This window comes from Pseudorhizobium marinum (assembly GCF_000705355.1).
GTDB classification, from domain to species: domain Bacteria; phylum Pseudomonadota; class Alphaproteobacteria; order Rhizobiales; family Rhizobiaceae; genus Neorhizobium; species Neorhizobium pelagicum.
On record NZ_JMQK01000001.1, the window covers coordinates 1 to 19,788 of the forward strand.

The window sequence follows — 19,788 nt, forward strand, 5'->3', positions numbered from 1 at the left end:
ATATGGGGTCAACTTTCCGCGCCGATTGACAAGCAAGCGGGCGACGGTTTAGGGGGTGGTGTCGGAAACAAGCCCTTGCTCCAAGGGAGCGAGCAATGCCTGCAATTGGTCTCCTACCAGCCGACCGTCGCTCTCCAGGGCCTTCGCGAGCGCGAGAACGACATCGCGGTGGGACTCAAGTGTCTGCTTTGCCCGCTTATGTTCCGTCTTCAGCAAGAAATCGACCTCGCGCTGGAGGCCAGGATTGCGCTCGAAAAGGTGCTCGTCGGCGGGGTCGAGTAGGCGGCCCGGTATCACGCCCAGGGATCTTCCCATCCCGTACGTACCGATCATCCTTATGGCGAGTTCAGTCACTAGGGACAGGTCGCTTCTTTCCGAACCTCCGGATGTTGTTGATCTGTCTCCGAGGAACAGCTCTTCCGCGACCATGCCGCCGAGCCGCATGGCGATATCGCCACGGAGGGATGTTTCGCTTTCGAGCAATGCGTCTGGCTTCGCCAGGATCACTTGCCCATGAGCCTGATCCGGGCTTAGTTCTGTCGGATGGTCGCCGGTTACGACCTCGACGGACGCGATCACGCCGACGTTGAACAGCCGAGCGAGCACCGCGTGCCCAGCCTCATGCACGCATACACGCCATAGATCCCTTTTGCTCAAATGGACCCGAGGAGGAAGCTCTCGAAGAAGGTCGTTGCTTGAGACCGGTCGGCCTTCCGTGCGGGCGATTCTTCTAGCCCGCCGAGCGAGATATTCTATGTCCGCCCCAGTCGCACCCTGAAGGCGTCCAGCAGCTTCTCGGATTGCTTCAGGGCTGATATCGGGGAGATAGAGTTCGATAATCGCCGCTCGAGCAGCCAACGTGGGTCGTGGAAGCTCGATATGACGCTCAAGCCTGCCCGACCTCAAGAAAGCTGGATCGATCCGATCTGGATAATTGGAGGCGGCAACGACAACGACACCTTCTCGGTTCATCGTCCCATCGAGCGCTTCCAGCAGGGCATTGACGACCTCCGTACAGTATTGCGCGGATTGACCCGAAAATTTACGGCGATCGCCCAGGGCATCCATCTCGTCGATGAAAAGAACCGAGGGCGTGTCTCCACGGGCTTTGCTGAAGTCCGCGTACATGACGCGCAGGAGGTCGCCTAGGTGCCCGGCGCTTTGCCATTGCGCGAGGGAAGCCGATACCAAGGGAACACCGAGATGCGCCGCCAACGACACGGCGAATGATGTTTTGCCCGTGCCAGGCGGTCCATGCACGAGAACGCCTCGGTCGATTTCGCTCCACGGAATTGCGCCTGCTTGCCAAGCCCGGAGATCCGCTTGGAGATTCTCGGCCCAAATTCCCGCTTCCCCAAAGGTAGCGAGCGGCAAATGCTTGCCGGATTTCTTCCTCTTGTAGGTTAGCTCGCTCAATCGAGCAATCATCGGGGCGGAGGGTCGGCCGACACGGAAAACCGAGTCCATGAAGGCAGCCTGCTGTCGTCGCAGGAATTCCTTTTCATCATCATTGTTGACGCCGGTTCCAAGAAGCTTTGCAAGGGCGTCCAGGTGTTTGTTTGGCGACAGGTCCAGAGCGAGAACGGCATCCGCTGCCGCCTCAATCTCGGGATGCAGTTCCGCGCCATGCAAAGCGAAGACCAATACCTTCGGATAGGCTAGTTGCACCTGCGGGGTAATGTCCCAGAGGCCTTTCCTGTTGCGCGCCGTCGGGTGGCAGAATGCATTGAAGCGAGTGGTATTTCGATCTTCGTCTTTGAAGCACATGCCTGCAAGGTGTTCCATGTCCTCAAGCGACCAGTTCCTTGGGACCGTGACGACGACCACTGAGCTCTTTCTCGCAAGGAATTCCGGATAGGATTTTAAAAGCCGGACAAGGGCGCAGTATCCCAGGAATAGTCTGGGAGCGCTCGCAAGAACCTCGCGCGCGGCGTGCCGGTTCAGCTTCAACGGTCGCTTGGTGACAACATCGCGGTACGCATTAGTGGCGCGGCGGAACCTCTCGGTCGCTTCCCTAAGAGCCTGCGCAACAATATCGGCCTCATTCATTGGCGGGTCCCCTCGATGGGGAACATTGGTTCGCCAAGGCGGTACCATCTGTTTTGCGATCGAGCGAGGCGGTGCTCCAGACTGAAGAACATAATCTGGGTTGAGACCGCAACATCGCCATCCTTAATGCTTGGATGACCTCTCACTACTCCCAAAAGTGCGGGAACAGCTCGTTTGGCGATCGTCCAGCCAGAAATGTTGGTCTCGGCGTCCACCGCACCCGGACCAAGGTCAACATATAACTCCAGGTCGTCCGCGAGCTTTCGCAGCGACCTGATCAGCTCGACAGTGCCCGCCCTAGGCGTGTTGGGCAGCTCAAAGCTCATGTGAACCCCTAATTGATTCTTGATCCGAAGGACGAGCAAACGCGCCCGGTTGACATAAAGGAAAGGATTCTTTCCTTCATGTCAATCAAGATTGCCATTTTTGACTAATGTTGACATTTTTTAGCGGCGTGCGTTTCTCATGCCATGGCCGTCTATTATTCCCCAGATATTCTCAGAGCCGCACGGGCTCTCACCGACCTTCCAGCCGCAGATTTCGCGGCCAAGGCCAAGGTGTCTCGGCCAGCGCTTCGAAACGCGGAGACAGGGGAGAAGCATGTCACTCTTGAAACCATTGAGCGGATCCAACGAGCGTACGAAGAGTTGGGCGTCGAATTCACGTTGCCGGGGCCCGACCATGGAGCTGGCGTGAGATGGAGGACTCCGCAGGCCAAGTCGTGACTAGCTTTTAATTGTCGGGCGGCCGTCACGGCAGCGCGCTGGCATTAGCAAGAGCAAGAACGATGTTCAGTTTCCGCCGCCGCATGGGACGGCTTCGAGGTGCCGGTTCCCTGTGGACCGGGTACGGGCGTCGCGCTAGGTCAGCTTGCTGTAGCTACAGCGCAATTGGAAGCACGCGGCAACAGACTGACGCAATCGATGCAGATAGCTCCCTACCATTCCAGGCACGTACAAGCAGGTCGGCGGACTTCTTTGGCATGCCGCCGGGTGCGAATTTGCAACGTTTTCTTCCATGCGGCCAGCTCCGCCAGCAGAACTATAGCCGGTTAGGACATCCTGTTGACGTCATTGCGGCTTGGCGGTTGCCAAGGAAGAACACCCAAGTTCTAATCTGGCTTCCGCGTATTGTCCGCCACAAGACGGAGGTAGGGAGCTCGCTTGGTAAGAGCGGACAGGTCAATCAGGCCACCAGGGTTCAGTTCGCTTTCTTCCATTGCACCGGCGAGTATCTCAAACAGTTCGCAGTCCTTGGGCATTTCGGAAAACACCTTGATCGCGGTGCCGCACAGCTTAATACGGTCATCGTCGAGCAGGTCCTTACTGTCGCTTTCGAGCAGCATGTCACATACCCTCATAACCTTGTCGCGCTGCCGTTTATTCTCAAGCCCCGTGGCGGTTGCCACTGCCAGGTTGGTGTAGTGCTGGGTGGTGGTGTTGACCTTCGCATGTCCCAACGCGTCGGCAACCTCCGACAACACCGTGTTTAGAACCGCGTGAGTGAAATACCCGAAAAGTTGAAGGTTGCGTGTGAGAATTTTTGCCGCGATGTTCGTGGCATAGTTCTTACGGAGATCATGTCCGCTGCCGCTAACGTTAGCGTCGATGAATGCCTGTAGCATGATGTCGCTAACCGCGCCGTCCGTAAGTGGCTTACCAGTCTTGAATGAGAGGAACAGCGTGTCCTCGGGAATGTATCCTGGATCGGCTGCTTGCCAACGCTTGATCAAACTGTTTCGTCCTCCCCAGATGACCACGGTCAGCAGGTCATAGAGAAGATCGATGGTGAAACCCGCTCGTCGCTCCTTGCTGCCCTTGCCGACAACAGGGACACCGATATACAGCCGCTTTCGTTTGTCCGTGAAGCGTTTGAGTTCCTTTAAAACGATCTTCTGGGCCTCGGGGTCATCAGCAAGTTCGGCGACGGACCGCAAGGCGGCGGTGCGCTCCCGGTTCAGCCCTCGGAACAGTTGCTCCTCCTTCATGGCCTTGGTGAGGTCCAGCAGTGAGACCGTGGGAACCTCATGTGCACGTAGCCCTGCACCCGCCATTATGCGGCCCATTCCCCAGTCTCGCTCACACTTTATGATGCTATCTGCATCGTTCATGTCCTTTTTCCGTTTCGACGGGGAACGGAGCTCCGAAAGAACGAGATCACGATCATCGTTCACCAGAACGACCAGGTTAGGCTTCATTTGCTTCATCGGCTTCGACCCCGACCAAACTGTCAGCCAATCACCGGTTCTCGTTTTGACCTCCTTCGTCGATATCGGGAACCTAGGTGGTTCTGCCCGCTTGTTCTCGCCGACGAACTCTGGCGTCATGGTCCCATCTGTCTGATAAACCATCGCGTCCGGTATGTGGCGGTAGAAATGAAATACCCGCCGTAATTTTGTTTCGACCTGCTCCGGACTGACGCCGTTATCACGCTGATGCTGCCGCCACTGGTGCATGGTTAGATCATCAGCTTGGTCCCACGGAACGCCATTTTGCCCGAGATAAGCAAACCACTCGCGCAGGGAGTACGCCCTAGGCTCCATTGACTTGATTGCTTCGAAATTTTTTCTGCACAAATGCCCGAAGAAAAATATGAGTGGCTCGCAAAGCGCACCATTCGGCCACCTGATAATCGGCATCCCAGGTCGTCTCTCTCCGAACCACTCAAAATCGGGCCCGGCAAAAGTCATGGACAGGTCGCTGCTCGGGAGAGGTTTACCGTTTGGCATCGCTTTTCCCCATGCTCGCCAATAGCTTATATATTCTATTTAGCAGTTCCAGGTTTTGTCGCTCGAGTTCGATGATCACCCGGCTTTGCTCGTCTAGCCGCTCCCGCAGTTTGAAATTTTTGCCTTTATCGGCGGCTTCAACGGCTGCGAGGGATTCAAAGTAAAGGGCGATTAGCTCACCGTATCGACCATCAGGTTTGTCGATGAGGGGGTCTTTCCAGGGCCAAAGCCCGCGGCTGGCATCCATCCAACCTCTCAGAGCAGTCCGGTCTTTATAATAATCCCGGGAAATATCGGCACGGAGCGGTTGGTCATCGATCATGTCGATAAGCAAGCCGACCTTCCTCATAACCGATACTAGGGTGCGCTTTCCTTTGTCTGAAGGGCTGGTTTTGAAAACGTCAGCCTGGTCCATGGGGCGGTCCCATATTTCAGAGGTATCGCGGCGACTGACGCCAACCTTCGCCTCGAAAAGCTCCAATCGGCGTCGAATGTCGGCGGCAAGCTCCGAGCCGCGAGGCTTCGCCGCTAACTTGAGCCGCGTTTTCACGGCAAGTGATGGTGATCGACTTGCCATCATGCGATCTCCGCTGCTTCACGCGCCGCGCGATACGCTTCACGGCGGCGTGCAAGCGCTGCTCGGCGTCGTTCCTTCTCGCGCTCGTGCGGAGCCGTTTCAATGGCCGCCTCCTCGTTCGTCAACCGCTGTTCGACGATGCGCTGGTTCGGTTTAAAGAGAACGCCATAGATGCAGTTCAGGCACGGGTAGATGCCACTGAACGCCAGATCTACCTTGGAGTAGCGGCCTGTTCGCTCGTCCGCGCCCGGCGATTTAGCGGCTGCGGAAAGTTTGTTACATTCGGCGAGCGAGAGGTCATCTCCACCTTTAAGATTTGCCGTGCAGTGGGCCACGCCACCCGGTACAGGTTCTAGGAACCTGTTTGCCGCCTGCGTTGTCAAGCGCTTCGCGAGCGCCTCCCTGAACGTTCCCTCATCATTAGTGGCGGAGGTAATTCTGACGTCGGCGGCGGCGGCCGCGACCATCGTCTCCAAGTCGAGCTTGAGCCGGGTGACGCCCCGGCCAATAGCATGATCATCCCCTTTTTGCTGACTGATCATGCGGCGAACATATGCCCCGACGCGGACCTCATCGAATTCATCCACCACGTTCCTGAGATCAGCGATTTGTTCTTTAGTCTTGTCCGTCCAAGCCTTGAGTTCCTTCGAATACTTCTCCTTGGCTACGCTCGATCGTGCCCGCAATTCATCTTCCAGGCGTGCTACTTCCCCGGCTATTGCTTCGGTCACATAAACGCGGGTCATTTCCGGATCAAAGTGACGGAGCATGTAAGCGAGGGAGTCTAGATCCATCCATTCGAAGCCGTAGTAGTAGTAGATGGCGAACCCTCGCCGTAACTGGTGACTAGCAAGGTCCCACTCTGCTTCGGGATTGGCGGGCCGGAGTCCTGTGTATTCCACAAAGTCCTTCATGTTCTGAGTGAATTCGAACGAAACTCTGCTGGTCAACTTCAAGAAGTTGAACAAGGGGGCATAGGCTTGGTCGTATCCGCTGCCTTGTGAAAGCCTATGGAGCATTTCGACCGCCGCCGAGACCATTTTGGGCACGGGGATCTTGTCGATGCCTTGCAGCGTTTTCTCAATATATACCTTGAGATAGTAATGTGCTCCGACCTGCGTGATGCAGTTCGATCGAAGCATCTGGATCTCTCCGCCTCTTCGGGCGGAAAAGCATCCAATGATAATCGCACAGGACGCCAAGAGGAGCTTCACCGCCGAACCAAGCGATATCCGGCCTTCCGCCTCGGACCCTGGGACTTCGGGCATTGTCCAGCCATAGTGTAGTTTAGGCGCGCCCTCCGGACGCAAGGGGTCGATGCGGGCCACAAAGCGCTTGCCGTGAGCTTTTATGGGGCCACTAGTGTGAGCGCGTCGTGCCTCGACGGCCTCACAAATGTAATCGCCGTATTCAAAGACCCACTTCGAGGCTTCTTTAAGAAGCCCTACGAAGTCCTCCGGCTCAAGAGTGCTTGTCCGTTGGGCTTGTCGAAGCTGGAGACTCCTAACAACCTGTGTTGGTGTGCGCTTTTCGAAAGCATTGAATGTCAATACGCCACTGTTCAGCACTCCTTCGACCGCTAATCTGTAGAGTTTCATCCATGGATATAAACGTTTTTGGACGCTCGATTCCGCGTAATCATCGCGGTCTTCCCGATCACCTTTTCTGTTGAGGGAATCAACCAGTTTTGGAACCAAAGGATGGTCCAGTGATCCGAGGCGGTCGATCAACTCCGCAACGAACGTGCGGGACGTGGAAAGATGAATCTTGGTTGTACCCAGCAGCTCGGCCAGCTTGGGCCAGTCGAAATACTGTCGGTGATTTTTCGCGTCTTCCTTGTAGAATTCACTGATGTGAAGCTTGCCTTGAGCGATTTCTCTGAAAAGGAAGTCAAGCCGGTCCATGATGGGAAGGAAGTTTATGGGGTCGCCGGACATGTCGTCGCAAAACGTTTCAAAGTGGTGTTTCGTGAGATTGTCGTTGTGTTCGATGCCATTGCTCAGTCGCCATCTGACGAATTGGTCGTACTGGCGGGACCGGTTTATTGCCAATAGGGGTGCTGTCGGCTTTTCCCCGGTCGCGCCGAGGTTTGAAAGCACCAAGACCTTTTTGACGGTGTAGTCCAGCTTGCGACGTGGAGCCGTCAACCGCACACTTCGGACATCGACCACATTGTCGAAATCGAACCACATGATCTTTTCATCGCCTCGACCAACGATTTGACGTACACCCCAGTGGTTGTGATGAATATTCATCTGATTGCCCTCAAGGATACGACCGTCAGGAGTTTTTCTTGATGCAATCACAAGAGGCGGAAGGCGAAACTTGGAGACCGTCTCCTGGTGGAAGCGCTCCATTTCGACGATGTTCATTTCAAAACTCATCTTCAGAACTCCAGCATTTCAGGGAGGGTTACGGTTCCGGACCTCAACAAGCCGTCCGCGTGTCGCGCAGCGGCCCAGTAGTCTCGGCCGAGGCCCTTGGCGAAGACGGTTCTGCCAAGCCCTTTGATGATGGCCATGAGTGCCTGACCCTGGATAACCCATCGATGGTGTGGAAGCTCCCAGCGCTGCTTTTTCAGTCCTCTGTGGCAAAGGTAGAGATCGATAAGACCCGAGAATGTGGGCTCGAATACAAAATCATCCGTTACCTCCCCATCCAACTCAAGTGGGGTCAGCCCGGCGGCGCTCATGACACCGGTATGGAGCGCGACCATCCGAAAGTGATCGCGCGTTTCGTCGTTTATGTTCAGCCTGAGCGCGAGACGTTTGTTGAGAATGAGTTCTTGGATACATCCCTGAATCACCCTTACGGAGTCTTCGTAGGTACGGGCCGCTTGCTGGTCCACGAAGTAGTTCTTGGCCAGTACGCTTCGGGAACGGTGCCCCGCGATCTCGGCGATGAAGCTTGGTTCGAATCCTGCCGTTGACAACGTATTGAGGAACGATTTGCGCATCGCCGAGAACGTCGCGCCCTTCCGGGTTAACGGACCTTCCGGCATCAAGAGACCTGGATCGCGGTTAGCTTTGACAACGGATCCGGTACGTTGGCTTAGCACGTAGAAGAATAAGCTCTCTGTTTCGCCTTTCGCCCAGGCACGGCTCAATGACTGCAGCTTTTCAAACCGATCCAAGATCTGGATCAATGGAGCTTCGTGTGCCATGCTCGCTTGTTCGTCAGCCTTGCTCAACCGGAGTTCATTGGCCACGTCCTCCCAATGCGATTTTAGATCCAGCTCCGCTATTCCACGGACTACAGCCGTCATCTCAGTCCCAGCGTGGACCATATGTCCCGCTCGGTTTTTGAAGTTCGTCAGGACTTTTTCCGAGCCGAGGAGAACTGAAGAATCCGTGCGAAACGCATAGGGGTGTCGCGGCAATTCTTGTATAGGCTGACGGTTCCAGCCTGTATCCGCGCAGAAGATCACTTGCACTGCCTGGTTAGCACGGAACGTAGGGCCAACGCATGCAAGTACTAGGTCCGCTACGGCGGTGGGCTGCAGATTATCCCTATTGCCCCAAACGTAGAGCCCGAAGCTTCGCCATATTTCAGGATCTCTGAGCTGATCGATCCCATCACTAAGCGATACGGACCATCGGATGCTAAACTGGGATCGTCCAGTCTTTTCCCACGAGCTTATTTCATCCCCAATCAGCCTACGTAGCGTTTTGACCGCACGCTTATTTTTCACCCCTGAGCAGTCATCTCCCAGCACGCGTTGTCCAAACTGGTAGATTTTTTCGTATCGTTCAAACACCTCCAACGCCGCGCCTCGTAGTACGGAGAGCGCGACGGCGTCACGACGCTCGGGCTCTACGCCCTCGAATTCGGGCCAGTCCAATGCACTCAACGTTGTGAAATTCCCGCCGTCGTGATGAGCTCCCATGGGCATTGACCGAGGATCAATGCTTGGAAAGCTCCCGGGATCGAATTCACGAAGTTTCTCCAGCGCTTTCAGGAGATGATCACGCTGTGCGCGAATTGAACCGCTTTTCCAGATGCCGAGTTCCTGTAGGCTATCAACCCAGCGAAGGATCGCGCCACGGATCGCTCCGACGGTTGCATGCGAATCCACATCCCGGTTGTCATTGGCTACATAGCTGCGCATCCATTCGGCCTCGGATGTCTCTGAGGTCGCGACCCATCCAAAGAATCGTTTCGCCCCTGCGGTCTTGGTGCCGGTTCCCACAAGCTTCTCTAATGTAGCGATAACTGGGTGATCAAACTTTTCTCGGACCTCCTGCCAGGTCGGTACCGGATCTAACGCTGCTGCCATCGTGCTTCCTGTTGCGAAGGTATAAAGTTTGCGCCTTGGTCGTTGCCATAATATATTGAATTCATTACGGAAACGTTGTCGGCGACTCATACCTTTTGTTTGAGCAAAACGGGAAAAGGAATTCGTCTCGCAATGGGGGCATGATTTCCGCCCCGAGTACCGGGAACTCGGACACCTCGCCGACAGCTATCCGGGCGTGCCGCGCATGGCGCTGACGGCGACGGCCGATCCGCACACCCGCGAGGACATCATTGACAGGCTGGCGCTGCGTTCGGCGGAGGTCTTCACCACCTCCTTCGACCGTCCCAACATCGCCTATGAGATCGTCGAGCGCGACCAGCCGCGCCAGCAGCTCCTGCGCTTCCTCTCGCGCCACAAAGGATCGAGCGGCATCGTCTACTGCCTCTCGCGCGCCAAGGTGGAGGAGACGGCCGAATGGCTGAACGGGCAGGGCATCCGCGCGCTCGCCTATCATGCCGGCATGGATCGGTCTGTGCGCGACACCAATCAGGATGCCTTCCTCAAGGAGGAGGATCTCTGCCTCGTCGCCACCGTCGCCTTCGGCATGGGCATCGACAAGCCGAACGTGCGCTATGTCGCCCATCTGGATCTGCCGGGATCCGTGGAGGCCTACTACCAGGAAACGGGCCGCGCCGGGCGCGATGGCCTGCCGTCGGACGTCTGGATGGCCTATGGCATGGCCGACGTCATCCAGCGCGGCCGGATGATCGACAGCGGTCAGTCGAGCGAAGACATCAAGCGGGTCGAGCGCGCCAAGCTCAATGCGCTCTTGGCCATCTGCGAAACGCCCGGCTGCCGCCGCCAGTCGATCCTGGCGCATTTCGGCGAGGCGCATCCGGGCGCCTGCGGCAATTGCGATACCTGCCTGAAGCCCGTCGAGACCTGGGACGGCAGCGAGGCGGCGATCAAGGCGCTGGCGGCCATCTATCGGACCGGCGAGCGCTTCGGCACCGGCCATCTGATCGATGTGCTGCTCGGCAACGAGAACGAGAAGACCAGCCGCTTCGGTCACGTCGAGATGCCGGTGTTCGGCGCCGGCAAGGATCTGCCGTCGAAGACCTGGCAGTCCGTCTACCGGCAGTTGCTGGCGGCAGGCCTCGTAACGGTCGACCACGAAGCCTTCGGGGCGCTGAAGCTCGGACCGGAAGCACGGGCCGTCTTCCGGCGCGAGCGCGAGGTCCGGTTCCGCAAGGACCGGCCGACGTCCGCCAAGGCGTCAAGGGGCGCGTCCTCCAGTGGCGCCAATGCCAGGTCGTCGCTCGAGGGCGCCGACATGGAGCTCTTTGAAGCCCTGCGCCAGACACGCCTGGAGATCGCCAAGGGGCTGTCCGTGCCCCCCTATGTGGTCTTCCCGGACACGACGCTCGTTGCCTTCGCGACCCAACGGCCGACCAGCCCCGACGAACTGCTCGGCATTTCCGGCGTCGGACAGTCCAAGCTCGAACGCTATGGCGAGGATTTCCTGGAGGTCATCCGGGCGCATACGCGGTAGTTCAGGCGACCGTCTCGCCGATCCGCTGGGGCGGCAGTTCGACCAGCGGCGCCGGCACGTCACAGGTCTTTTCCGGCGACTTGCAGAGGTCGGCGATGACGCAGTGCTCGCATTCGGGCTTGCGCGCCTTGCAGGTGTAGCGCCCGTGCAGGATCAGCCAGTGGTGGGCGTGGTAGAGATATTGGTCGGGGATGACCTTCAGGAAGCGTTCCTCGACCTCGTCCGGTGTCTTTCCCGGCGCCATCAGCAGGCGGTTGCCGATGCGGAAGACATGTGTGTCGACGGCAAGCGTCGGAATGCCGAAGGCCATGGACATCACCACGTTGGCGGTCTTGCGACCGACGCCCGGCAACGTCACCAGTTCGTCGAGCGTCTTCGGAACCTCGCCGCCGAAATCATCGATCAGCTTCTGCGACAGGGCGATGACGTTCTTGGCCTTGTTGCGGTAGAGGCCGATCGTGCGAATATGCTGCGTGACGCCCTCCTCACCTAGGGCCAGCATCTTCTCCGGCGTGTCGGCGATCCTGAACAGCTCTCGCGTCGCCTTGTTGACGCCGGCATCGGTCGCCTGCGCCGAAAGCGCCACTGCGACGACCAGGGTGAAGGGGTTGGAGTGTTCCAGTTCCCCCTTCGGCTCGGGCCGCTGCACGGAGAAACGGCGGAAGATCTCCTCCATTTCCGCCTTGGAATAGCGGCTGCGAATATGCCGGCGGGCGCGGCCTGCGGTCGCATTTGACTTTTGTGAAGAAGCTGTGCTGGATTTGGGTTTCGAAATGGCCATATGGCTTCTATAGCCAGCCCACGCGAAGGAAAGCAACGTGGAGATGTCCGAGGATCCGACGGTCTTTGCGGCCGAGCTCACCCCCTATCGCTCGCTCGGGCGCCGGGGCTTCCACGTGCTGCTGGCGCTGTCGGGCGGTGTCTGCCTGATCTACGGCGTCTTCTTCATGGTGACCGGCGCCTGGCCGATCGGCTTCTTCCTCGGCCTCGATTTTCTCGGTCTCTACATAGCCCTGCGGCTCAGCTACCGCTCGGGCCGCGCGAAGGAAGAGGTCACGGTCTCGCGCACCAATCTTTCGATCCGCAAGGTCTCGCCGGCGGGACGGGTAGTGGAGCACCGCTTCAACCCGTTCTGGGCCCGCTTCGGGGTCAACCGCCACGAGGAGTTCGGCATCACCTCGATGTATGTGACGGGCGAGGGGCGCTCTACCGACGTCGGCTCTTTCCTCAACCCCGACGACCGGGAAAGCTTTGCCAAGGCCTTCCGCGGCGCGCTGGCGACCGTTACCCAAAGACTGTGAGGGCCGCAAGAAACGGGTGGCCCGGACGCGGGTGAGGGGGCATTGTACGGGCAAAGGAGACCGGCGATGAACGCATTTGCCCAGATCGCAGAACCCGCATTCGACGCGACGCCCGAAGGCGACGACTACGAGACCGTGCGCCGGGTGATCGAGCTCATCACCATCGACTACCGCGCTCAGCCGTCGCTCGAAAGCATCGCCGCCGAGATCGGCCAGTCACCGACGCAGCTGCAGAAGGTGTTCACCCGCTGGGCCGGGCTGTCTCCCAAGGCCTTCCTGCAGGCCGTGACGCTCGACCATGCCAAGCGGTTGCTCGGCCACGAGGGCCTGCCACTGCTGGAAACCTCCTATGAGGTCGGCCTGTCGGGACCCGGCCGGCTGCACGATCTCTTCGTCACCCACGAGGCGATGTCGCCCGGAGAGTGGAAGGCGCGCGGCGGCGGGCTTACCATCCGCTACGGCTTCCATCCGTCGCCCTTCGGCGTGGCGCTGGTGATGGCGACGGAGCGTGGACTGGCGGGGCTCGCGTTTGCCGATTTCGGCGGCGAGAAAGCCTGCCTCGACGACATGACCTGCCGCTGGCCGAATGCGGCCTACGTCGAGGACCTCGAGATGACGGCGCCCTACATCCGGCGGATCTTCGACAAGTCGCTCTGGTCGGCCGAACAGCCGCTGAAGGTCGTGCTGATCGGGTCCGACTTCCAGGTGCGCGTCTGGCAGAGCCTGTTGAAGATCCCCTTCGGCAAGGCCGTCACCTATTCGCATGTCGCCCGCGACATCGGCCAACCGACCGCCAGCCGCGCCGTCGGCGCCGCCATCGGCCGCAACCCGATCTCCTTCGTGGTGCCCTGCCACCGAGCGCTCGGCAAGAGCGGCGCATTGACCGGCTACCACTGGGGGCTGACGCGCAAGCGGGCGATCCTCGGGTGGGAAGCGGGGAACGCGTGATTTGGCTTGGCGAGCCGGCTATGGTTATGCGAAGATCAGGGCATGAAAAGCAGCATCGAGCTTTCCGACGACCTGGCACGACGGATCGACCTTCTGGCCGAGCGTACGCGGCTGACCCGCAGTCAGATCGTAGAGGATGCGCTCTCGCACGGGCGCTCGCTGGCGTGGCAGGAGAAGTGGGCTGCCGGCGTGCACGCCGGTATCCAGGATGCCGATAACGGCAACTTTGCTTCGGAAGCGGAGATTGCGGCTGTCCTGAACAAGTTCGGCGCCGCGTAGCGGTGATGCGGATCCTCTGGACGCAGCGCTATCTCAGCGAGCTCCAGACAATTGGCGACTACATCGCCGAAAGAAACCCGCGTGCCGCCTCCCGCATCGTTGGCGAGATCCATTCCAGAACCGCTGTTCTTCTCTCGGAAAACGCCTTCATCGGGCGCCCCGGCGATATCGAAGGCACGCGCGAACTCGTGGTGCCAGGGACACCCTACGTGGTTGCCTATCGGGTCGGCGTTGATCGTGTGGAGGTTCTCTTCGTCCAGCATGGAGCTCGTCTTTGGCCAGACGAAGCCTGATAGGTTCAGGTTGCCAGCCGCACCAGCTCCCGTGCCGCGCTCTCGTCGGTGATCAGCGTGTTGCAGCCGATGCGGCGGATGGTGGCGCGGATGGCTATGGCACGGTGGGCGCCGCCGGAGGAGAGGACGATGTGCTTGGCCGTCTTCAGCGTGTCGAGGTCGACGGACATCACCCTTTCGTTGATCGGATGCTTCACTGAGCGGCCTTCGGCGTCGAGGAAGTTGAACATGGTGTCGCAGACGCAGCCGGCGGCGATGAGCTCGTCGAGTTCCGTCTTGGAGATGAAGCCCTCCGACAGCGAGGTCGACTGCGGGCCGATGTCGCCGCAGCTGACGACGGCCAGGTCCATCTTCTCGGCGAGCTCATAGATCGCCTTCAGGCCGCATTCCTCGATCAGTGCCCGCTTGGTCTTGACCGAATCCACCAGCAGCGGCGCCAGGAACATGTAACATTCGGCGCCGAACTGGCTCGCCAAGCGCCAGGTGTAGTCGATCGGGTTTGTCTGGTGTACGGCGACGATGCCGCCCAGCAGCGAGACCACCTTGCAGCCCTGGCGGCGCGGCGGGCGGAAGCTTGCCAGCGACGCCGTCATCGTCCGGCCCCAGCCGACGCCGATGGTCATGTCGTCCTGGATCACCTCGGACAGGAATTGGCCGAGCGCCAGCCCCACCGCAGCGGCCAGGGCCTCGGCGCCCGCGTCCTTCGTCTCGGGCACGACGATCGCCTCGTCCAGGCCATAGGCCTCTTCCAGCTGGGTGGCGAGCGACAGGCACTCGTCGATGCCGGCATTGATCCAGATCTGCACCTCGGACCGCTTCATCGCCTCGTCCAGCATGCGGATCACCGTCGACCGGCTCACGCCCAGCCGCTCGGCAACATCCTTCTGCGTCAGGCCCTGGTTGTAATAGAGCCAGGCGGCGCGCAGCCGCAGCGACGAGGCTTCGGCTATGCTGGGATGGGTTTCGCGTCTGAGTTTGGCCAAGGGGGCTCCGGCATTGCGTGAACTGGCATAGTGTACGACATGATACTTATGTCGATCCAATTGCGCAAATGTCTTGACTTCGCCATGTTCGGCTGATGATAGTTCCTGAAGGGCGCGTCTCCAGAGGGATGCGATCGGCCAACCATTTACCACCACTGTCCAAGGGATATGCCGGGATGACCTCCAAACTCGAACAGCTCCGTTCCATGACCACGGTCGTCGCCGATACCGGCGACATCGAGGCGGTTGCCCGGCTGAAGCCGGTGGATTGCACCACCAACCCGACGATCGTCTTGAAGGCACTCGGCACGCCGATGTTTGCCGATGCCGTCAAGGAAGCGATCACCTGGGGCAAGTCGCAGAACGGCGGCTCCGACGCCGTGGTCGCGGCAGTCGCCGACCGGCTGGCGATCTCCGTCGGCGCCGCCCTCGCCAACATCGTTCCGGGCCGCGTCTCGACGGAAGTCGACGCAGATCTCTCCTTCGACACCGAGGCCTCGATCGCCAAGGCGCATGGCATCATCACCGCCTACAAGGAGCGCGGCATCGAGCGCGAGCGTATCCTGATCAAGCTGGCCTCCACCTGGGAAGGCATCAAGGCCGCGGAAGTGCTGCAGACCGAAGGCATCGACTGCAACCTGACGCTGCTCTTCTCCAAGGCCCAGGCGATTGCCTGCGCCGACGCCAAGGCCTTCCTGATCTCGCCCTTCGTCGGGCGCATCCTCGACTGGTACAAGAAGTCGACCGGCCAGGAATACACCTCGGAAACCGATCCGGGCGTCGTTTCGGTGCGCGACATCTACAACTACTACAAGGCCAACGGCATCGAGACGATCGTCATGGGCGCGTCCTTCCGCAACGTCGGCGAGATCGAAGCGCTCGCCGGCTGCGACCGCCTGACGATCAGCCCGGCGCTGCTCGACGAGCTGGACAAGGATCAGGGCACGCTGGAGCGCAAGCTCTCGCCCGACAACATCACCGAGGATGCCTTCTTCCCGATCGACGAGAAGAAGTTCCGCTGGATGCTGAACGAGGATGCGATGGCGACCGAGAAGCTGTCGGAAGGCATCCGCTCCTTCGCCAAGGATCTCGTCGGCCTGCGCGAGATGGTCAAGAAGGAACTGGCCGCGGCCTGATCTGCCAGACGCACTCCCATCGAAACGGCTCGCCTCATGGCGGGCCGTTTCTGCGTTCAGGCGAGGAATGTCAGGTGGACGCCGTCCTGCCCCTGCCGGCCAGCATCGTCTTCACGAACGCGATGATGAAGATCGCCGTCATCACGAGCACGATCGTCGGGGCGGGCGCGCTGTCGATGAGGAAGCTCGCGTAGATGCCGGTCAGCGACGAGCCGAGCGCGACGGCGATGGCGACGAGCAGCATGCTCTCGAACCGCTTCGTCAGCAGGAAGGCGATGGCGCCGGGGGCGACGACCATGGCGATCGCCAGGATGATGCCGACGGCCTTCAGCGCGCCCACCACCGTCAGAGACAGCACGGCCAGCAGCCCGTAGTGCAGAAGCCGCGTCGGCAGGCCGATCGCCTTGGCATGCTGCTCGTCGAAGGCATGCAGCAGCAGGTCCTTGCGCAGGGCCACCAGGAAGGCGAGGCTTGCCAGCGCGATCAGGCCCGTCTCCAGGAGGTCGCGCGGCAGGATGCCGAGCATGTCGCCGAACAGGATGTGGTCGAGATGCACATCGCTCTGCACCTTTACGTAGAGAACGAGACCCAGCCCGAACATGCCGGAGAAGACGATGCCGAGTACCGTGTCTTCCTTGATGCGGCTGTTTTCCTTGAGGAAGCCGGCCGCGAGCGCGCAGGTCATGCCGGCGGCGAAGGCGCCGACGGCGAGCGGGATCGACAGGATATAGGCCAGCACGATGCCGGGAAAGACCGCGTGCGAGACCGCATCCCCCATCAGCGACCAGCCCTTCAGGACGAGGAAGCAGGAGAGGATGGCCATGGGTGCCGCAATCATCAGGGTCACCAGGAAGGCGCGTTGCATGAAGTCGATCTGGAACGGCAGGATCAGCAGCTGAAGCGTCTCGTTCATGCCGTTTCCTCCAGCGTCCGCCGCAGGCGCCGGCGCGCTGCCAGCATGCCGTGCTTGGGGGCAAACACGAAGGCGGTGAGGAAGATCAGCGTCTGCATCACGACGATGATGCCACCGGTGGCGCCGTCGAGGAAGTAGCTCAGATAGGCCCCGACGAAGCTGGTTCCCGCCCCGATCAGCAGCCCGAGGACAATGACGCGCCCGAAGCGGTCGGTCAGCAGATAGCCGGTGGCGCCCGGCGTCACGACCATGGCGACGACCAGGAAGGCGCCCACCGTCTGCAGGGCGGCGACCGTGGAGGCGGCCAGCAGCGTGAAGAACAGCACCTTCAGGAGGTCGGGCTTCAGGCCGATCGAGCGGGCATGGTTCTCGTCGAAGAAGGCGACCATCAGGTCCTTCCACTTCAGCGTCAGGATCACCAGGCTGACGCCGCCGATGATGACGAGCTGCAGCGTGTCGCCGGGCGTGATGGCCAGGATGTTGCCGAGCACGATGGTCTGGATGTTCACCGAGGTCGGCGACAGCGACACCATGAACAGGCCGAGCCCGAAGAAGGACGTGAAGATCAGGCCGATGATGGCGTCTTCCTTCAGCCGCGTGCGCTGGTTGAGGAACAGCATGGCGGCGGCGGCAAGCCCGCCGGAGACGAAGGCGCCGAGCGCAAAGGGGAGGCCGAGCATGTAGGCGCCGGCAACCCCCGGCACGATCGAGTGGGAGAGGGCGTCGCCGATCAGCGACCAGCCCTTCAGCATCAGATAGGCGGAGAGAAAGCCGCATACGCCGCCGACCAGCGCGCTGACCCAGATCGCGTTCAGCATGTAGCCGTAGGTGAAGGGCTCAAGAAGCGTCTGGAGCATCCGCTGCCGGCTCCTTCTTCTTGCGGCTGCCATTGCCATAGGTCACATAGGGTCGTTCGTCGTCGGTGATGACGCGGACGTGGCGCGCATCCTCGTCATCGTGCAGTTCTGGCCCGCCCAGCACGAAGTGGCGCAGCACACCGCCGAAGGCTTTCTCGAGGTTCTCCTCGTTGAAGGTATCCTCGGTCTTGCCATAAGCGAGCACGGTACCCTTGACGAAGACGGTGCGGTCGCAGAATTCGGGAACGCTGCCGAGATTGTGGGTGGAAACCAGCATCACCCGGCCTTCGTCGCGAAGGCTGCGCAAGAGTTCGACGATCTGCTCCTCGGTCGTCACGTCGACGCCGGTGAAGGGTTCGTCGAGCAGGATGATCTGGCCTTCCTGCGCGAGCGCCCGGGCCAGGAAGACGCGCTTGCGCTGGCCGCCGGAGAGTTCGCCGATCTGGCGCTTGCGGAACTCCGTCATGCTCACCCGTTCCAGCGCCTGCGCCACCATCTCGTGGTCGCGGCGGGAGGGAATGCGCAGGAAGTTCATGTGGCCGTAGCGGCCCATCATCACGACGTCCTCGACCAGCACCGGGAAATTCCAGTCGACCTCCTCGGCCTGCGGCACGTAGGCCACCAGGTTCCGGCGCAGCGCCTCGCGCGCCGGCATGCCGAGGATCTCGACGGAGCCTTCCGTCAGCGGCACGAAGCCCATGATCGCCTTGAAGAGGGTCGACTTGCCGGCGCCGTTGACGCCGACGAGGCCGGTGATGGTTCCCTTCGGTACCTGGAAGCTCGCATGGCGCAGGGCGGTCATGCCGTTGCGATAGGCGACCGTGATGTCGTTGACGACGAGGCCTTCCGCGGCCTTCTTCACCTTTCCCATGATCATCCGGCGAGCCCTGCGGCGATCGTGCTGGCGGTGACGGCAAGAAGGTCGAGATAGGTGGGAACCGGCCCGCCGTCCTCGCTGAGGGAGTCGACATAGAGGATGCCGCCGTAGCGGGCACCCGTCTCGCGCGCCACCTGCTCTGCCGGATCGGCGGAGACGGTGCTTTCGCTGAAGATCACCTCGATGTTGTGTTCCCGGATGGCATCGATGACGGAGCGGACCTGCTGTGGCGTGCCCTGGCTGTCGGCATTGACGGGCCAGAGGAAGAGCTCCTTGAGGTCGAAGTCGCGGGCGAGATAGGAGAAGGCGCCCTCGCTCGTCACCAGCCAGCGCTTTTCCTCCGGCAGGCCGGCAAGCTTGGCCCGGATCGGGTCGATCTCGGCGCGGATCTTGTCGGCATAGGCCTTGGCGTTCGCTTCATAGGCCGCCGCATTGGCGGGATCGATCTCGCTCAGCCCCTTGCGGATGTTGTCCACGTAGAGGATGGCGTTCTCCGGCGACATCCAGGCATGCGGGTTCGGCTTGCCTTCATAGGAGCCGCCGGCGATCGACATGGGCTCCACGCCGTCGGAGACCGTGACGCTCGGGATGTCGCCGAGGTTGGCGAGGAATTTCTCGAACCAGAGCTCCAGGTTCAGTCCGTTGCGCAAGACGAGGTCCGCATCGCGGGCGCGCAGGATGTCTCGCGGGGTGGGCTGGTAGTTGTGGATCTCGGCGCCGGGCTTGGTGATGCTTTCGACCTCGGCCAGATCGCCGGCGACGTTGCGTGCCATGTCGGCGATGATGGTGAAGGTGGTGACCACCTTCGGCTTCTCCTGCGCCATGACTGCGCCGGGGAAGGCGAGCAATGCGGCACCGATGAGAACGCCCAGTCTCGAAAGAATTCCTGCCATGACCGGTCCTTGTTGCAATTCATTCGCAATCTAACTTAGCCCGGAAATGCCATCTGTCAATGCTATTGCAAATCATTCGCAAAAGATCCCGCGTTGCCGGAAACAGGAGGCCTTAAAAGTTTCTAAAGGAGAATGCGCGAGGGTGAATTCTGCATTCCATCAGGT

The 19,788-nt window shown here is 60.2% G+C and carries 18 protein-coding genes and 1 pseudogene; 7 read left to right on the top strand and 12 right to left on the bottom strand.

All coding sequences use genetic code 11. The features are described 5' to 3' along the window. Positions 1 to 48 precede the first annotated feature (48 nt). A complete protein-coding gene (locus EO99_RS0100005) occupies positions 49 to 2,049 on the bottom strand; it encodes an AAA family ATPase (protein ID WP_051679622.1) in 2,001 nt (666 codons plus the stop codon). After that, positions 2,046 to 2,375, bottom strand: a complete 330-nt coding sequence (locus tag EO99_RS27805; protein WP_162179292.1) for a hypothetical protein — start codon at positions 2,373 to 2,375, stop codon at positions 2,046 to 2,048. The genes EO99_RS0100005 and EO99_RS27805 overlap by 4 nt, the downstream gene beginning before the upstream one ends. A 144-nt stretch (positions 2,376 to 2,519) precedes the next feature. Here EO99_RS27805 and EO99_RS28615 point away from each other — a divergent pair, with 144 nt between their 5' ends. Further along, complete coding sequence (locus EO99_RS28615) at positions 2,520 to 2,774, top strand: helix-turn-helix domain-containing protein (RefSeq protein WP_029616598.1); 255 nt, start codon at positions 2,520 to 2,522, stop codon at positions 2,772 to 2,774. 386 nt (positions 2,775 to 3,160) lie between these two features. Here EO99_RS28615 and EO99_RS0100020 read toward each other — a convergent pair whose 3' ends face one another. From EO99_RS0100020 to EO99_RS0100035, 4 genes are read right to left on the bottom strand one after another with little or no spacing between them, the layout of a single operon-like run. Then, complete coding sequence (locus tag EO99_RS0100020; RefSeq protein WP_156034589.1) at positions 3,161 to 4,777, bottom strand: site-specific integrase; 1,617 nt, start codon at positions 4,775 to 4,777, stop codon at positions 3,161 to 3,163. Next, positions 4,764 to 5,357, bottom strand: coding sequence for a hypothetical protein (locus tag EO99_RS0100025; RefSeq protein ID WP_029616600.1), 594 nt, complete (start codon positions 5,355 to 5,357; stop codon positions 4,764 to 4,766). The genes EO99_RS0100020 and EO99_RS0100025 overlap by 14 nt, the downstream gene beginning before the upstream one ends. After that, on the bottom strand, positions 5,354 to 7,738 hold the full coding sequence (locus EO99_RS0100030; protein WP_029616601.1) for a site-specific integrase: 2,385 nt from the start codon (positions 7,736 to 7,738) through the stop codon (positions 5,354 to 5,356). Before EO99_RS0100030 ends, EO99_RS0100025 begins: the two co-directional genes overlap by 4 nt. Positions 7,739 to 7,740: 2 nt before the next feature. Then, positions 7,741 to 9,630, bottom strand: a complete 1,890-nt coding sequence (locus EO99_RS0100035) for a site-specific integrase (RefSeq protein WP_029616602.1) — start codon at positions 9,628 to 9,630, stop codon at positions 7,741 to 7,743. Positions 9,631 to 9,742: 112 nt separating this feature from the next. On the opposite strand from EO99_RS0100035, the pseudogene EO99_RS0100040 reads away from it, so the two are divergent. Further along, positions 9,743 to 11,143, top strand: a pseudogene (locus EO99_RS0100040) (RecQ family ATP-dependent DNA helicase); the annotation flags it as partial. A gap of 1 nt (position 11,144) precedes the next feature. Here EO99_RS0100040 and nth read toward each other — a convergent pair. Next, a complete protein-coding gene (nth, locus tag EO99_RS0100045) occupies positions 11,145 to 11,924 on the bottom strand; it encodes an endonuclease III (RefSeq protein ID WP_029616604.1) in 780 nt (259 codons plus the stop codon). Between the two features lie 43 nt (positions 11,925 to 11,967). Here nth and EO99_RS0100050 point away from each other — a divergent pair, with 43 nt between their 5' ends. From EO99_RS0100050 to EO99_RS0100065, 4 genes are all read left to right on the top strand, one after another. After that, a complete protein-coding gene (locus tag EO99_RS0100050; protein ID WP_029616605.1) occupies positions 11,968 to 12,444 on the top strand; it encodes a DUF2244 domain-containing protein in 477 nt (158 codons plus the stop codon). Positions 12,445 to 12,510: 66 nt separating this feature from the next. Next, positions 12,511 to 13,392: a methylated-DNA--[protein]-cysteine S-methyltransferase gene (locus EO99_RS0100055; protein ID WP_029616606.1), complete on the top strand. Its 882-nt coding sequence runs from the start codon at positions 12,511 to 12,513 to the stop codon at positions 13,390 to 13,392. A gap of 42 nt (positions 13,393 to 13,434) precedes the next feature. Next, entirely contained in the window at positions 13,435 to 13,671 is a 237-nt protein-coding gene (locus EO99_RS0100060; RefSeq protein ID WP_029616607.1) for a CopG family ribbon-helix-helix protein, read from the top strand. Between the two features lie 5 nt (positions 13,672 to 13,676). Continuing rightward, the gene (locus EO99_RS0100065) at positions 13,677 to 13,964 is read left to right on the top strand and encodes a type II toxin-antitoxin system RelE/ParE family toxin (protein ID WP_029616608.1); all 288 of its coding nucleotides are present in this window, start codon (positions 13,677 to 13,679) and stop codon (positions 13,962 to 13,964) included. A gap of 5 nt (positions 13,965 to 13,969) precedes the next feature. Here EO99_RS0100065 and EO99_RS0100070 read toward each other — a convergent pair whose 3' ends face one another. Further along, on the bottom strand, positions 13,970 to 14,947 hold the full coding sequence (locus tag EO99_RS0100070; protein WP_029616609.1) for a sugar-binding transcriptional regulator: 978 nt from the start codon (positions 14,945 to 14,947) through the stop codon (positions 13,970 to 13,972). Between the two features lie 176 nt (positions 14,948 to 15,123). Between EO99_RS0100070 and tal the strand changes: the two genes are divergently transcribed. Beyond that, positions 15,124 to 16,083 (top strand): transaldolase, encoded by a 960-nt coding sequence (tal, locus tag EO99_RS0100075; RefSeq protein ID WP_029616610.1) that lies wholly within the window; start codon positions 15,124 to 15,126, stop codon positions 16,081 to 16,083. A 70-nt stretch (positions 16,084 to 16,153) separates the two neighbouring features. Here tal and EO99_RS0100080 read toward each other — a convergent pair whose 3' ends face one another. The 4 genes from EO99_RS0100080 to EO99_RS0100095 are packed head-to-tail and all read right to left on the bottom strand — an operon-like array spanning position 16,154 to position 19,623. Next, a complete protein-coding gene (locus EO99_RS0100080) occupies positions 16,154 to 16,996 on the bottom strand; it encodes a metal ABC transporter permease (protein ID WP_029616611.1) in 843 nt (280 codons plus the stop codon). After that, positions 16,993 to 17,853, bottom strand: coding sequence for a metal ABC transporter permease (locus EO99_RS0100085; protein ID WP_029616612.1), 861 nt, complete (start codon positions 17,851 to 17,853; stop codon positions 16,993 to 16,995). Before EO99_RS0100085 ends, EO99_RS0100080 begins: the two co-directional genes overlap by 4 nt. Next, positions 17,834 to 18,730, bottom strand: coding sequence for a manganese/iron ABC transporter ATP-binding protein (locus EO99_RS0100090; RefSeq protein WP_029616613.1), 897 nt, complete (start codon positions 18,728 to 18,730; stop codon positions 17,834 to 17,836). Before EO99_RS0100090 ends, EO99_RS0100085 begins: the two co-directional genes overlap by 20 nt. Next, positions 18,727 to 19,623 (bottom strand): metal ABC transporter substrate-binding protein, encoded by an 897-nt coding sequence (locus EO99_RS0100095; RefSeq protein WP_029616614.1) that lies wholly within the window; start codon positions 19,621 to 19,623, stop codon positions 18,727 to 18,729. Before EO99_RS0100095 ends, EO99_RS0100090 begins: the two co-directional genes overlap by 4 nt. Between the last annotated feature and the right edge of the window lie 165 nt (positions 19,624 to 19,788).